This is a genomic window from Shinella pollutisoli, assembly GCF_024609765.1.
Classification (GTDB): domain Bacteria; phylum Pseudomonadota; class Alphaproteobacteria; order Rhizobiales; family Rhizobiaceae; genus Shinella; species Shinella pollutisoli.
This window is the reverse complement of record NZ_JANFDG010000003.1, coordinates 32,887-47,132: the sequence shown is the minus strand read 5'-3', so window position 1 is coordinate 47,132 and position 14,246 is coordinate 32,887. Positions and strand designations below refer to the sequence as shown.

Sequence of the window (14,246 nt, the reverse complement as noted above, 5' to 3'; positions counted from 1 at the left end):
AAGAAAGCACATGAACCAGTCAGCCCTGATTCGTCCGGACTGGACGCCCGCCACCATCGCGCTGATGGTGCTCGGCTTCGTGGTGTTCTGGCCGCTCGGCCTCGCCATGCTCGCCTACATCGTCTTCGGCGATCGCCTGAAGACCTTCAAGAAGGATGCCAACGAGGCCGTCGACGGCGCCTTCGCCTCCTGGCGCGGAAAATGCGGCGGCCGTCGCGGTCGTGGCCCGTCCTTCCGCAGCGCCACCGGCAACGTCGCCTTCGACGACTGGCGCGAAGCCGAGCTTGCCCGCCTCGACGAGGAACGCCGCAAGCTCGACGAGATGCGCGAGGAGTTCGACGCCTATGTCCGCGAGCTGCGCCGCGCCAAGGACCAGGAGGAGTTCGACCGCTTCATGCGCGAACGCCGCGCCGCCGGCCAGGGCGACGTCCCCGGCTTCCCGGCGACTTGACGCCCGGACAGACCGACCGCAGCATGGACCGGCGCCCCGCCACGGGCGCCGGTTTCTCTTTTCCGGCAAGGTTTCAGCCGGCGTCGAATCGGCTATGAAAGGCTCCATGTTTCCATCGTTCGGCAAGCCCCGCCGGCCCTTGAAGGCGCCGCCTCAGCCGGAGACGCGCGAGATCGAGGTCAACGGCCGCCGGATGCCGCTCGTCGTCCGGCGCGACCGGCGCGCGACGCGGCTGACGCTGCGCATCGAGCCCGGCGGCCGGGCGCTCAGGCTGACCGTGCCGGTGCGCCTGCCCGAGCGCGAGATCCGCGACTTCCTCGACCGCCATCAGGGCTGGCTGATGACCCGGCTCGCCCGCTTCCGCACCAGCAATGCGCTCGTCGACGGCGGCTACGTCATGCTGCGCGGCGTCTCGCACCGCATCGAGGCGACCGGCCGGCTGCGCGGCCTGACGGAAGCGCTCGTCGTCGACGGCGAGGCCGTGCTGCGGGTCGGCGGCATGGAGGAGAGCCTGCCGCGCCGCATCGCCGATTTCCTGAAAAAGGAGGCGCGCATCGAGCTCGAACGGCTCGTCGCCGTCCATGCCGGGCGGATCGGCAGGCGGGCGAAGTCGCTGACGCTGCGCGACACGCGCAGCCGCTGGGGTTCCTGCTCGGCCGACGGCGCGCTCAGCTTCTCCTGGCGCATCGCCATGGCGCCGCCCGCCGTCATCGACTATCTCGCCGCCCACGAGGTGGCGCATCTTCGCGAGATGAACCACGGCCCGGCCTTCTGGGCGCTCTGCGGCGAGCTCTGCCCCGGCATGGACGAGGCGAAGCGCTGGCTGAAGCGCAACGGCAGCCTCCTGCACGCCGTCGATTTCGCCTGAGGCTCGACTCTTCCGGTGATTCGTGCGAGTCCCGTGCCCCATGGAGCGTAGCATGACACTCGACATCAAGATCTGCGGGCTGAAGACCGAAGAGGCCGTCGACCGGGCCGTGGCCCTCGGCGCGACCCATGTCGGCTTCATCTTCTTTGCCAAAAGCCCGCGCAACGTCGATCCCGCCGATGCCGGCCGGCTGGCGGATCGTGTGCGCGGCAAGGCGAGGATCGTCGCGGTGACGGTCGATGCCGACAACGACGACCTCGACGAGATCGTGGCCCTACTGTCGCCCGACATCCTGCAGCTGCACGGCGGCGAGAGCCCGGAGCGCGTGCTGACCGTCAAGGCGGTCTACGGCCTGCCGGCGATGAAGGCCTTTTCGGTGCGCGAGGCCGACGACCTGAAGAAGATCGAGCCCTATCTCGGCATCGCCGACCGCTTCCTCTTCGACGCCAAGCCGCCGGCGGGCTCCGAGCTTCCCGGCGGCAACGGCGTCGCCTTCGACTGGCGGCTGATGCATTCGCTTGACGGCGGCGTCGATTACATGCTTTCGGGAGGGTTGAACAGGGACAACGTCGCCGAGGCCCTGGCGGTCACCGGCGCGCCGGGCATCGATGTCAGCTCGGGCGTCGAGTCCCGGCCGGGCGTCAAGGACCTCGGCCTGATGGACGATTTTTTTGCAGCGGTGCGGACGGCGCAAGGCGACATCGCGCACGCGAGGAGAGGCATGTGAACCAGTCACCGAACCTGAATTCGTTCCGCGAGGGACCCGACGAGGAGGGCCGCTTCGGCATCTTCGGCGGCCGTTTCGTCGCCGAGACGCTGATGCCGCTCATCCTCGACCTGCAGGAGAAGTGGAACGCGGCCAAGACCGACCCGGCCTTCCAGGCCGAGCTCCAGAACCTCAACACCCATTACACCGGCCGCCCCAGCCCGCTCTATTTCGCCGAGCGGCTGACGGAGGAGCTCGGCGGCGCGAAGATCTATTTCAAGCGCGACGAGCTCAACCACACCGGCTCGCACAAGATCAACAACTGCCTCGGCCAGATCCTGCTGGCAAAGCGCATGGGCAAGACCCGCATCATCGCCGAGACCGGTGCCGGCCAGCACGGCGTCGCCTCCGCGACGGTCGCCGCCCGCTTCGGCCTGCCCTGCGTCGTCTACATGGGCGCGACCGACGTCGAGCGCCAGGCGCCGAACGTCTTCCGCATGAAGCTCCTCGGCGCCGAGGTGAAGCCCGTCACGGCCGGCCACGGCACGCTGAAGGACGCCATGAACGAGGCGCTGCGCGACTGGGTGACCAACGTCGACGACACCTATTACATGATCGGCACCGCCGCGGGCCCGCATCCCTATCCGGAGATGGTGCGCGAGTTCCAGTCGGTGATCGGCAAGGAGGCGAAGGAGCAGATCCTCGCCGCCGAAGGGCGGCTGCCCGACCTGATCGTCGCCGCCGTCGGCGGCGGCTCGAACGCCATCGGCCTGTTCCACCCCTTCCTCGACGACAAGGGCGTGAAGATCGTCGGCGTGGAAGCCGGCGGCAAGGGGCTCGACGGCGAGGAGCACTGTGCCTCGCTCACGGCCGGCTCGCCCGGCGTGCTGCACGGCAACCGCACCTATCTGCTGCAGGACGGCGACGGCCAGATCAAGGAAGGCCATTCGATCTCCGCCGGCCTCGACTATCCGGGCATCGGTCCGGAACATTCGTGGCTGAAGGACATGGGCCGCGTCGAATATGTGCCGATCATGGACGAAGAGGCGCTCGCCGCCTTCCAGCTCTTGACCCGCGTCGAGGGCATCATCCCGGCGCTGGAGCCGAGCCATGCGCTCGCCGAGGTCGTCAAGCGTGCGCCGAAGATGGGCAAGGACGAGATCGTCGTCATGAACCTCTGCGGCCGCGGCGACAAGGATATCTTCACCGTCGGCAAGATCCTGGGCATGGAACTGTGAGATGGGAGCTTTGAGATGACCGCACGCATGGACAAACGCTTCGCGGATCTCGCCGCGCAAGGCCGCCCGGCACTCGTCACCTATTTCATGGCCGGCGACCCGGACTATGCGAGCTCGCTGGAGATCATGACGGCGCTGCCCAAGGCCGGCGCCGACGTCATCGAGCTCGGCATGCCCTTCTCCGACCCGATGGCCGACGGCCCGGCGATCCAGATGGCCGGCCAGCGCGCGCTGAAGGGCGGGCAGACGCTGGCCAAGACCCTGCAGATGGCCCGCGACTTCCGCCGCACCGACGACGCCACGCCGATCGTGCTGATGGGCTACTACAACCCGATCTACATCTACGGCGTCGACCGCTTCCTGGACGATGCGATCTCCGCCGGCATCGACGGCCTGATCGTCGTCGACCTGCCGCCGGAGATGGACGACGAGCTGTGCCTGCCGGCCGTCGCCAAGGGCGTCAACTTCATCCGGCTCGCCACGCCCACCACGGACGACAAGCGCCTGCCGACGGTCCTGCGCAACACCTCCGGCTTCGTCTATTACGTGTCGATGAACGGCATCACCGGCTCGGCGCTGCCCGATCCGTCGCTGATCTCCGGCGCGGTCGGCCGCATCAAGGCGCATACGCGCCTGCCGGTCTGCGTCGGCTTCGGCGTCAAGACGGCCGAGCATGCGCGCGCCATCGGCGCCTCGGCGGACGGCGTCGTCGTCGGCACGGCCATCGTCAACCAGATCGCCTCCAGCCTGACCGAGGACGGCAAGGCGAGTGCCGCCACCGTCGCCGGCGTCGAGACGCTGGTGATGAGCCTCGCCTCGGGCGTGCGCGCCGCGCGCCTTGCGGCGGCGGAATAGAATACCCAGATTTGGGGCGGACAATCGGAGTTTAGCACGTGAACTGGATCACCAATTACGTTCGGCCGAAGATCAACTCGATGCTCGGCCGCAGGGAAGTTCCGGAGAACCTCTGGATAAAGTGCCCCGAGACCGGCGAGATGGTGTTCCACCGCGATCTCGAGGAGAACAAGTGGGTCATCCCCGCCTCCGGCTATCACATGAAGATGCCGGCCAAGGCGCGGCTCCGGGACCTGTTCGACGAGGGCGTCTACGAGCAGCTGCCGCAGCCGAAGGTGGCGCAGGACCCGCTGAAGTTCCGCGATTCCAAGAAATACACCGACCGCCTGCGCGACAGCCGCGCCAAGACCGAGCTGGAGGACACGATCCTCGCCGGCGTCGGCCGCGTGCGCGGCGTCAAGCTGGTCGCCGTCGTCCATGAATTCGCCTTCATGGGCGGCTCGCTCGGCATTGCCGCGGGCGAGGCCATCATCAAGGCCTTCGAGCGGGCGATCGCCGAAAAGTGCCCGCTCGTCATGTTCCCCGCCTCGGGCGGCGCGCGCATGCAGGAGGGCATCCTCTCGCTGATGCAGCTTCCCCGCACCACGGTCGCGGTGGAGATGCTGAAGGAAGCGGGCCTGCCCTATATCGTCGTGCTGACCAACCCGACGACCGGCGGCGTGACCGCCTCCTACGCCATGCTCGGCGACGTGCATCTGGCCGAGCCCGGCGCGGAGATCTGCTTTGCCGGCAAGCGGGTGATCGAGCAGACGATCCGCGAGAAGCTGCCGGAAGGCTTCCAGACCTCGGAATACCTGCTGGAGCACGGCATGGTCGACATGGTGGTGAAGCGCCACGACATTCCCGACACGCTCGCCCGGCTCCTGAAGATCCTGACGAAGCAGCCCGCCGCCAGGCCGCAGAAGGCGATCACCAACGGCGCCCTGCCGGCCGTCGCCGAAGCATGAGCGAGGCCGCGCGGGAGATCGAGGCGCTTCTCGGTCTCCACCCCAAGGGCTTCGACCTGTCGCTCGACCGCATCGCGCGGCTGCTTTCCACCCTGGGAGACCCCCACCTCCGCCTGCCGCCGGTGATCCATGCCGCCGGCACCAACGGCAAGGGCTCCGTCTCCGCCTTCTGCCGGTCGATCCTGGAAGCGGAAGGCCTTTCCGTCCACGTCCACACCTCGCCGCATCTCGTCAACTGGCACGAGCGCTACCGGCTCGGCGTCGAAGGCGGGCGCGGCCGGCTGGTGGAGGACGGCGTGCTGGCCGATGCCGTGCGCCGGGTCGCCGCCGCCAATGGCGGCCAGATGATCACGGTCTTCGAGATCCTGACCGCCGTCACCTTCCTGCTCTTCTCCGAGCATCCGGCGGATGTGGCGATCCTGGAGGTCGGCCTCGGCGGCCGCTTCGACGCCACCAACGTCATCCCGCGCCCGGCCGTCTCCGTGATCATGCCGGTCTCGCTCGACCACCAGGCCTATCTCGGCGACCGGGTCGAGCTGATCGCGGCGGAGAAGGCCGGCATCATGAAGCGCGGCGCGCCCGTCGTCGTCGGCTACCAGCCGGAGGCGGCCGCCCGCGACGTGCTGGTCGCGACGGCCGAGCGGCTGGGTTGCCCGCACAGCGTCTACGGCCAGGATTTCTTCGCCTACGAGGAGCACGGCCGCCTCGTCTACCAGGACGAGACCGGCCTTGCCGACCTGCCGCTGCCGCGCCTGCCGGGCCGGCATCAATATGCCAATGCCGCCGCCGCCATCCGCGCCGTCAAGGCGGCGGGCTTTACGGTCGGCGACCGGGCGCTGGAACGGGGGCTGACTGAGGTCGAGTGGCCGGGCCGGCTGCAGCGGCTGACGGACGGGACGCTCGCGCGCCTTGCGCCGGAGGGGAGCGAGATCTGGGTCGACGGCGGCCACAACCCCGGTGCCGGCCAGGTGATCGCCGAGACGATGACGAGCTTCGAGGAGCGCGATCCGCGCCCGCTCTTCCTCGTCACCGGCATGATCAACACCAAGGACCCGGTCGGCTATTTCGAGCCGTTCCGCGGCCTTGCCGAGCGCGTCTTCACCGTGCCGATCCGCGGCTCCGACGCCGGCCTCGACCCGGTGGCGCTGGCGACCGACGCCGCCCGCGCCGGCCTTGCCGCCGAACCGCTCTCGACCGTCGCCGATGCGCTCGCTGCGATCGGCCGCATCACGACGCGCCCGCGCATCCTGATCGGCGGGTCGCTCTATCTCGTCGGCGACGTGCTCGCCGACAACGGCACGCCGCCCGCCTGAAACGAAAAAGCCCGGCGCGAGGCCGGGCTTCGTCCGTTTTCCGTGAGACCGCGTCAGGCGGCGCTGGAAATCCAGGAGGACAGCGCCGTCTTCGGGGCGGCACCCACCTTGATGTCGGCCACTTCGCCGCCCTTGAAGAGCGCAAGCGTCGGGATCGAGCGGACGCCGAACTGGGCGGCGAGCTCCGGATTCTCGTCGATGTTGAGCTTGGCGACCTTCACCTTGCCGGCGAGCTCGGCCGAGATCTCTTCCAGAGCCGGCGCGATCATCTTGCACGGGCCGCACCATTCCGCCCAGAAGTCCACGACCACCGGCTCGGCGGAATTCAGCACTTCGGCCTGGAAATTGGACTTGTCGACTTTGACGGTAGCCATGGGGCTCTCCTGATGGTGAACGTTGCTCAAGATGTGATGCATGAGGCCGCGGGGTTCAAGGGGCGGCGCGGATGTTTGCGGCCGGTATCTCACTTTGTGCCCAGTTCGGCAAGGCTCGCGTCGAGCAGCCCGCCGTCGAGCCACCAGACCGTCGGGCCCTCCGTGTAGATCAGGCCGCAACGGATATCGCGGGCCGGATAGAGCGGCCGCAGGATCTCGCGGTAGATCGCAAGCTGCGCCCTGTGCTCGAAGGGAATGTCCGCCGGGGTGGAGGGCGGCACGCGGTTGGTCTTGAAATCGACGATCTCGACGGTCTCCGCGCCGACCGCCATCCGGTCGACCCGGCCCGAGACGGCATAGTCGCGGCCGCCGAGCGTGAGCGTCCCCATGATCGAGACCTCCGCCCGCGCCTCCGCCGAGAAGAGCGTGGCGAGGCTGTCGTCGGCGATCACCGCGAGCGCCGCCTCGACCAGCGCGGCGCGCTCGGTCTCCGGCCAGCCGCCGGCCGCCCGTTCCAGGTAGCGCCGGGCGGCCGCCGCGCGGTCGGACGGGTCGAGGGAGGGCAGCACCTGCACGAAGCGGTGCAGGATGCGCCCGCGCTCCAGCGCGTGCGCGCCGCCGGGCACGCCCTTGCGGGAAAAGAGGGCGGAGGGCACCATGAGGTCGGCGGCGTCCGTCTCGATGACGGCCGCGGCTCCCGAGGGGCTGAGCGGCCGCGGCAGCGTCGCCTGCGGCGGCAGCGGGCGGGAGAGCGCCTCCGGCAGGGGCGGCGCTTCCGCCGTCTCCGGTGCTGCCACGGGCTCCGGCTCGGCGGTCCGTGCCCCATCCTCGCGCCAGCGAAAACCCTGCCAGGTCTCGCCCGGCGTGGAGAAGGTCGCTTCGCTGCAGCGCGCGTCGCCGGCAAGCGCGCCCGCGACCATCCCGTGCCAAGTGCCCTCGTTCTCGGTCTTGCCGCGATAGCCGCAGACGACGAGCCTGTCCGCGGCCCGCGTCATCGCCACGTAGAGGAGCCGCCGGTATTCCTCCTCCGCGCCCGCGCGGATGCGCGCCGCGTCGGCCTCGGTCAGCGTGTTGGAAAGGTCCTTGAGCGGCAGCCAGGCGGGAAGGCCCTCCGGCAGGCCGGGCGCGGCGAGGAAGCGGAGCTGCGGCATGTGGCTGTGGCTGAAGGGCTTCGACCCGCCGTCGACGAGGAAGACCACCGGCGCCTCCAGCCCCTTGGCGGCGTGCACGGTCATGATGCGGATCTCGCCGCGCGCCTTGTCCTGCTCGCGCTTGACGGTCGGCGCCTCCAGCTCCAGCGTCGAGACGAAGGCCTGCAGGCCCGGCAGGCCGTTCTCCTCCTGGTCGAGCGCGAAGGTCAGGAACTCGTCGATGATCTCGCCGGCCTCGCTGCCGAGCCGGGCGAGGAAGGCCCGCCTGCCGCCGCCCGCCCCGAGGATGCGGGCATAGAAGTCGTGCACCGGCAGCACGCGCGCCTCGGCGATCGCGGTTTCGAGCCGGCGGACGATATCGCCGAGTGCCGCGTCTTCCTTCAGCCGCGCCCAGAGGCTCTGCCGCTCGCCGCGATAGCCGGCGAGGTCGATGAGCCGGTCGTCGTCGAGGCCGAAGAGCGGGCTTTTCAGGAGCGCCGCCAGCGACAGGTCGTCCTCCGGCAGCACGGCGAAGCGGCCGAGCGCCATCAGGTCCTGCACGGCGATGTGCTTCGTCAGCACCAGCCGGTCGGCGCCTGCCACCGGCAGCCGATGCCGCTGCTTCAGCGTCCGGGTCAGCGCGTTGACGAAGGCGTCGCGCTTGCGCACCAGCACGATGACGTCGCCGGGCTCCATCGGCCGGGCCTTGCCCTTTTCCGTCACGGTCTCTCGGCCGATCCGGCCGTGAAGCGTGTCGGCGATGCGCCGGGCGAGCACGTTGATCGGCGCCTCTTCCGCCACCGCGTCGAAGGGCGCGGTCCAGTCCTCCTCGTCGAGGCCGGGCGGGGCGGCGATCGGCTCCCAGATGTCGACGGCGCCCGGCTCCCGGCCGCGGTTGGAGGCATGCACGATGACGTTGTCGTCGGGCGTGAGGCCGCGTGCATTGGCGGGGTCGGAAAAGACCCGGTCGACGGCCGAGAGCACCTCGCGCGTCGAGCGGAAGGAGAGGAGCAGCCTGATCTGGCTGAAGGACGCCTCGGCGGCCTGCGTGCGCCGGGCGAGGACCCGGCCTTCCTCCGCAAATCGTTCCGGCCGCGCGCCCTGGAAGGAATAGATCGACTGCTTCTCGTCGCCGACGGCGAACATCGTGCGCCGGGCGGCGCGCGCCGTCTCGCCGGCGAAGAAATCGTCCGTCAGCGCGGTGACGATCTGCCATTGCCGCGGGCTCGTGTCCTGCGCCTCGTCGACGAGGATGTGGTCGATGCCCTGGTCGAGCTTGTAGTGCACCCAGGCGCTCACGCCGTCGCGGGTGAGAAGGGCCGCCGTGCGGTCGATCAGGTCGTCGAAGTCGAGCAGGCTGCGGCCGCGCTTCAAGTCCTCGTAGTCGCCGATCAGCCGCTCGGCGATGACGAGCGCCGCCGCCGTCGCCTCGTAGAGACGGAAGCGCCGGAGCCGGTCGGTGCAGGCGACGATATGCGCCTGCGCCGCCGCAAGCGCCTCTTCCAGATGCGGCGCCGCCTCCTTCACCTTCTTCGACAGGAAGGCGCGGTCGAGGTTCTTCGGCGCGCCGCCGGCGGTGAAGAAGAGATCGGCGAGTGCGGCGCGGCGCGCCTCGTCGTCCGCGAGCCGGCTTGCCGCCCTGAGGACGGCCGCCGAGGTTTTCACCGTCTCGCTGCCGAGCGTCTCGGCAAGCGACAGGTAGCCGTCGAGCACGGGGCCCTGAAGGCCGTCGAGCGGCCAGAAGGCGGCGACGATATCCGCAGCGCTTTCGTCCGCGCCGATCGCCATGCCGCGCCGGAGGACGCCGTCGACGCCGCCCGTCGCGGCGGCCGTGTCGAGGAAGGCGCGCAGCGGCCCGCGCGCGGCGACGATCTCCGAGATCAGCCGGTCGAGGCCGGTGTCGTCGGCGATGTCGAGCACGGTGGCGAAGGCGGCGGCGAGCGGGCGGTCGTCCTCGGCGGCCGTGGCGGTGAGCAGCGTGCGGCGCGCGTCGGCGAGCAGCACGGCGGCGGCGCGGTCGTCGAGCACCGAGAAATGGCCGGCGACGTTGGCCTCCAGCGGGAACTGGTGCAGCAGCGCCTCGCAGAAGGCGTGGATGGTCTGGATCTTCAGGCCGCCCGGCGTTTCCAGCGCACGGGCGAAGAGCCGGCGCGCCTCGGCGAGCTTGAGGGCGTCCGGCTGCCGGCCCTCGATCTCGGCCACCTTCTGCGAAAGCGTCTCGTCCGGCAGCGTCGCCCATTCGGCAAGCCGCTGGAAGACGCGGTTCGACATCTCCGAGGCGGCCGCCTTGGTATAGGTGAGGCAGAGGATGGCGGACGGCCGGCAGCCGGCGAGCAGCAGCCGGATGACGCGCTGCGTCAGCACATGGGTCTTGCCCGAGCCGGCATTGGCCGAGACCCAGGCGGAGCGGACGGGATCGGAGGCATCCGCCTGGCGGAGCGCGGTCCAGCCGAGCCATTCGGCGGGATCGTCGGAGAGTGGCCTGTCCTCGTCACGCATCCTCGCCCTCCCCGTTCTCCGCCGAGGCCCATTCGGCGACGCGGGCCAGATGGTCGTATTCGCCGCCCCAGGCGCGCTCCTGCTCGGGGATCAGCCGGGAGGCGAAGCCGTAGCGGCCCTCGATCAGGCCGGCGAGCAGCTTCTCCAGCTCGGTAAGCGCGTCCTCCGCCAGCATGAGCGCGGATTTGTCCTTATTGTCTACCTGCTCCGGCTTGAAGCGCTCGCCGGGCTTCAGGCGGACATAAAGAAGGTTAGCCGGCTCACGGATTCCCGCCTTGCGGAAGGCGCCGCGGCGCAGCGCCGCCGCCTCCAGCGCGAGCTGCGGGTCGAGCAGTGCACGGGCGACCTTGAGCGACGGGCTGCTGCCGGTCTTGTAGTCGATGATGTCGGCCGTGCCGTCCGGCAGGATGTCGATGCGGTCGGCCGTGCCGGTGAGCCGGATGCCGGCGGAAAGGTCGAGCGCGGCGCCGACCTCCGTCAGTACCTCGCGGATCGCCGGCCGGCGCTTCAGGTGCCAGTCCACGAAGGTGCGGGCAACGGCGGCGAAGCGCGGCCGCCAGACGGCGTCGACATGGAGCGGCAGGCCGACCGCGTCGAATTCCTCGTTAAGGATGCGGCGGACGAGCGTCAGCGGCTCGGCCGTTCCTTCCTCGCGCACGAAGCGGTCGACGATGCGGTGGTAGAGCGAGCCGCGCTCGGCCGGGCCGGGATCGAGGTTGAACGGGGCGACGGGATGGAGGCGGAGAATGTGCCGCGCGTGGATCGCGTAGGGGTCGCGGCGCAGCCGGCCGATCTCGCTGAAGGAGTATTTTCTCGGTTGCAGCTCCGCCGGCGGCTTTGGCGCGGGCTGCGTGACGGAAGGTACCGGCGGCGCGGTGTCGATGGCGGCCGCCCAGGCGATCAGGTCGCGGCCGCGCGCGCGCAGATCCGCGGCGAGCGCCGGGCCGCCGACGGCCAGCAGCCGCTGCAGCCAGCGCGAGGCGACGGTGGGGGCGGTGCCGTTGCGCAGCGCCCGGGTCAGGATCAGCTTGCGCGTGCCGGCAGCCATCTGCAGGTCGTGGCCGAGCTGGCCGATGCGCCGCTCCGGCGGCTCGAGGCCGATGTCCACCTTCATGACGCGGGAGAGGAACGCGTCGTTCCTCGTCTGCCCCGGCCAGGTGCCCTCGTTGAGCCCGCCGATCACCACCGTGTCGACGCTCTGCAGGCGCGATTCGAGTGCGCCGAAGATGAAGACGCGCGGATGGCGCATCGCCCGCGGCTTCACGCTCTCGTTCGCCGCCAGCGCCTCGATGATGTCGCACCACTGCGGCCCGTCGGCCTCGATCTGGCCGTCGGCCTCGATCACGCCCCTGAGGAGGGCGGCGAGCCCGTCGCCCGCCTCGCCCGACCACAGCGCCGCGAGATTGCCGCGCTCGTCCATTGCGACCGCTTCCAGCGCGCGGCCGGTCCGCTCGGCCCAGTCGGAAAGCGTACGCTTGGTCGTGAAGCGACGGCCGGTGCGGGCCTCGCGCACCAGCACGCCGGCAAGCGGCTCCACCGCTTCGCCCACCCGGCGCGCGAGTTTGCGGGCGAGCGCGATGCTGTCCGCCGGGATCGCCATGCGCCAGGCGGGCGGATGCCGGTCCTCCGCCTGCCGTTCCAGCGCCGCGTCGAGGAGCGGGCCGAGCGCGGCGATGTCGATCTCCGTGGTGCCGCCGCGCAGCGCGATCAGCTCCAGCGCCGCCGCACCCTCGCGCAAGGATGCGGCGTCGAGGCCGAAGCGGGCGAGGGGATGCTTGAGGAGGGCGGCGAGCGGCACCGGATCGCCCGGCCGCAGCACGGCGTCGGTGAGGAGCCGGGTGAGCGTGCCCTGCGGCGTGGAGAGGAGCGGCGTGCCGGCCGAATCGTCCGCCTCGATGCCGAAGCGGGCAAGCTCGGCCGCGACCCGCCGGGCGAGCTTGCGGTCGGGCGTGATCAGCGCCGCCTGGCTTTCCGGCCCGTCCTCCAGCGCCAGCCGCAGCGCGATGGCGATCGCCGTCGCCTCCTCGCGCTCGCCCGCGGCCTCCACCAGCGCCACGTCGCGGAAGGCCGCGTGGATGCGCTCGGCGGAGAGCTTTTCGCGCACGGCGCTCCAGCCGGCGGTGGCCTCGGCGGGCAGGAAGGCGCTGGAGAGCACCGCGGCGCGGTATTCGAGGTCCTCCGGCGGGCTCCCGAGCGTCTCCACATCGTCGCGTTCGCAGCCCATGCGGTGGAGCAGCCGGTTGAGGCCGTATTGCGGGTGGCTGCGGGCGGTGGAATCGCTGCGGCCGTCCGCGACCGCCTCCAGGCCGACGAGCCGCCAGTCGGCGTCCGTCATGACGCGGTCGAGGCCGGGCAGGACGACGGCGCCGTTCGGCAGCTTCGCCACGGCGGCGATCAGCCCGGCGGTGGCAGGAATGGAGCCGGTCGAGCCGGCGATGACGACGGGGCCGTCCGGCGGTGCGGTGCGGTGGCGCTCCGTCTCGGCGTGCAGCGTGGCGTTGCGGCGCAGCGACGGCGAGGAGCGGGCAAGCTCGGCGAGCCGCGCCGGCCAGAATTCGTGCGCGACCTTCAGGAACTCGGCGGTGAGCTGCCACCACAGCGCATGGCCGGACGTGCCGAGCCGGTCGAGCGCCGTCCAGTCGAGCGCCTCCGTCTCCATCGCGTCGATGATCTCGGCGAGGTTGCGGGCGAGCCAGATCGCGTCGGCGGGGCTCGCCGGCGCCACCAGCGGGCTCTCGGCATGGACGGCGGCGATCGCCGCCGGCAGCCGGTTGCGCCAGGCGAGCACCAGCCGGGCGAGCTCGATCAGCCGCACGGGGCCGGAGAGCGGCTCGGCCATGTCGAGGAGGGCGGGCGCGGCCTCGTCGAAGAAGCCGCTGTCGTCGTCGGTCTCGCCGAGCGGGCGGATGACCGGCAGGATCGCCGAGCGGCCGCCGAGGAGGTCGACGAACTGCGAGCGCAGCACGCGGGCGGACCGGCGGGTCGGCACGTAGATGGTGGCGTCGGCGAGCGCCAGCGGGCGCGCCGGATCGTAGGAAAAGCCCGGGACGAGGCGGCCGTCGAGCAGCGCCTCGGCGACCGTCTTGAGGAAGGGCAGGCTCGCCGGGATCGAATAGACGCGCCCGCCCCGCCGCGCCGTCACGCTGCGATCCTCGCCACGGCGGCTTCGGCCGCGCCGATCGCCTCCGGCGTGCCGACGGTGATCCAGTGGCCTTCCAGCATCAGGCCGAACAGCCGGCCGGCGGCGATCGCCCGGTCGAAATAGATGTTGAGGTTGAAGGGCTCGGCCGGTGCGTCGTCGAGCAGCGCCGGCATCAGGGCGAGCGCGCCGGCATAGACGACGGGCGTGCCCGCGCCCTCGCGGTAGCGCGAGAGCCGGCCGTCGGCATCCATGGAAAAGTCGTTGCGGCCGTTGTGGCCGGTCGTGTCCTCGAGCCGCACGCAGAGCATGGCGATGTCCATGCGCTCCGGGTCGAAGGCCTCGGCGAGGCGCTGGAGGTTCGTCGGCCTGCCGGGTCTCTCGCCGATCCAGAAGAGGTCGGCGTTCATCACCAGGACCGGACCGCGGCCGAGGCGTTTCAACCCTTTCGCCAGCCCGCCGCCGGAATCCAGCAGCTGCTCCGTCTCGTCGGAGACCAGGATCTCCGGCTTTTGGCGCGCGGAAAGGTGGGCGATCATTTGCTCGGCGAAATGGTGGACGTTGACGACGGCGCGCTTCACGCCGGCCGCCGCCAGCGCGTCGAGCCCGTAGTCGATCATCGGCTTGCCGGCGATCGGCACGAGCGGCTTCGGCATCCTGTCGGTGATCGGCCTCAGCCGCGTTCCGAGGCCGGCGGCCAGCACCATGGCGTCTTCGATTGTCATT

General features: G+C 70.7%; 11 protein-coding genes. 7 read left to right on the top strand and 4 right to left on the bottom strand.

Features of this window, described 5'->3' with window-relative positions; translation table 11 throughout:
- Positions 1-10 precede the first annotated feature (10 nt).
- The 7 genes from NNZ72_RS03080 to NNZ72_RS03050 all read left to right on the top strand — a co-directional run bounded on the left by NNZ72_RS03080 (position 11) and on the right by NNZ72_RS03050 (position 6,378).
- Complete coding sequence (locus NNZ72_RS03080; RefSeq protein ID WP_257312584.1) at positions 11-451, top strand: DUF2852 domain-containing protein; 441 nt, start codon at positions 11-13, stop codon at positions 449-451.
- Positions 452-557: 106 nt separating this feature from the next.
- Positions 558-1,319, top strand: coding sequence for a M48 family metallopeptidase (locus NNZ72_RS03075; RefSeq protein ID WP_257312581.1), 762 nt, complete (start codon positions 558-560; stop codon positions 1,317-1,319).
- Between the two features lie 52 nt (positions 1,320-1,371).
- On the top strand, positions 1,372-2,046 hold the full coding sequence (locus NNZ72_RS03070; protein ID WP_257312579.1) for a phosphoribosylanthranilate isomerase: 675 nt from the start codon (positions 1,372-1,374) through the stop codon (positions 2,044-2,046).
- Positions 2,043-3,263 (top strand): tryptophan synthase subunit beta, encoded by a 1,221-nt coding sequence (gene trpB, locus NNZ72_RS03065; protein ID WP_257312576.1) that lies wholly within the window; start codon positions 2,043-2,045, stop codon positions 3,261-3,263. Before NNZ72_RS03070 ends, trpB begins: the two co-directional genes overlap by 4 nt.
- Positions 3,264-3,278: 15 nt before the next feature.
- Positions 3,279-4,118, top strand: coding sequence for a tryptophan synthase subunit alpha (trpA, locus tag NNZ72_RS03060; protein ID WP_257312574.1), 840 nt, complete (start codon positions 3,279-3,281; stop codon positions 4,116-4,118).
- Between the two features lie 38 nt (positions 4,119-4,156).
- Complete coding sequence (gene accD, locus NNZ72_RS03055) at positions 4,157-5,065, top strand: acetyl-CoA carboxylase, carboxyltransferase subunit beta (protein ID WP_257312571.1); 909 nt, start codon at positions 4,157-4,159, stop codon at positions 5,063-5,065.
- Positions 5,062-6,378 (top strand): bifunctional folylpolyglutamate synthase/dihydrofolate synthase, encoded by a 1,317-nt coding sequence (locus NNZ72_RS03050; RefSeq protein ID WP_257312567.1) that lies wholly within the window; start codon positions 5,062-5,064, stop codon positions 6,376-6,378. Before accD ends, NNZ72_RS03050 begins: the two co-directional genes overlap by 4 nt.
- Positions 6,379-6,431: 53 nt before the next feature.
- Here the strand turns inward: NNZ72_RS03050 and trxA are convergent, their stop codons facing one another.
- The 4 genes from trxA to NNZ72_RS03030 form a co-directional block, all read right to left on the bottom strand.
- Complete coding sequence (trxA, locus tag NNZ72_RS03045; protein WP_257312564.1) at positions 6,432-6,752, bottom strand: thioredoxin; 321 nt, start codon at positions 6,750-6,752, stop codon at positions 6,432-6,434.
- An 89-nt stretch (positions 6,753-6,841) separates the two neighbouring features.
- Entirely contained in the window at positions 6,842-10,381 is a 3,540-nt protein-coding gene (gene addA / locus NNZ72_RS03040; protein WP_257312561.1) for a double-strand break repair helicase AddA, read from the bottom strand.
- Entirely contained in the window at positions 10,374-13,523 is a 3,150-nt protein-coding gene (gene addB, locus NNZ72_RS03035; protein ID WP_257312559.1) for a double-strand break repair protein AddB, read from the bottom strand. Before addB ends, addA begins: the two co-directional genes overlap by 8 nt.
- Entirely contained in the window at positions 13,520-14,245 is a 726-nt protein-coding gene (locus NNZ72_RS03030) for a nucleotidyltransferase family protein (RefSeq protein WP_257312555.1), read from the bottom strand. The genes addB and NNZ72_RS03030 overlap by 4 nt, the downstream gene beginning before the upstream one ends.
- Between the last annotated feature and the right edge of the window lies 1 nt (position 14,246).

Excerpts from the sequence above, each read along its gene's own strand:
- NNZ72_RS03080 (WP_257312584.1), top strand. The coding sequence starts at position 11 with ATGAACCAGTCAGCCCTGATTCGTCCGGACTGGACGCCCGCCACCATC.
- NNZ72_RS03075 (WP_257312581.1), top strand. The coding sequence starts at position 558 with ATGTTTCCATCGTTCGGCAAGCCCCGCCGGCCCTTGAAGGCGCCGCCT.
- NNZ72_RS03070 (WP_257312579.1), top strand. The coding sequence starts at position 1,372 with ATGACACTCGACATCAAGATCTGCGGGCTGAAGACCGAAGAGGCCGTC.
- trpA (WP_257312574.1), top strand. The coding sequence starts at position 3,279 with ATGACCGCACGCATGGACAAACGCTTCGCGGATCTCGCCGCGCAAGGC.
- NNZ72_RS03050 (WP_257312567.1), top strand. The coding sequence starts at position 5,062 with ATGAGCGAGGCCGCGCGGGAGATCGAGGCGCTTCTCGGTCTCCACCCC.
- trxA (WP_257312564.1), bottom strand. The coding sequence starts at position 6,752 with ATGGCTACCGTCAAAGTCGACAAGTCCAATTTCCAGGCCGAAGTGCTG.
- addA (WP_257312561.1), bottom strand. The coding sequence starts at position 10,381 with ATGCGTGACGAGGACAGGCCACTCTCCGACGATCCCGCCGAATGGCTC.
- NNZ72_RS03030 (WP_257312555.1), bottom strand. The coding sequence starts at position 14,245 with ATGACAATCGAAGACGCCATGGTGCTGGCCGCCGGCCTCGGAACGCGG.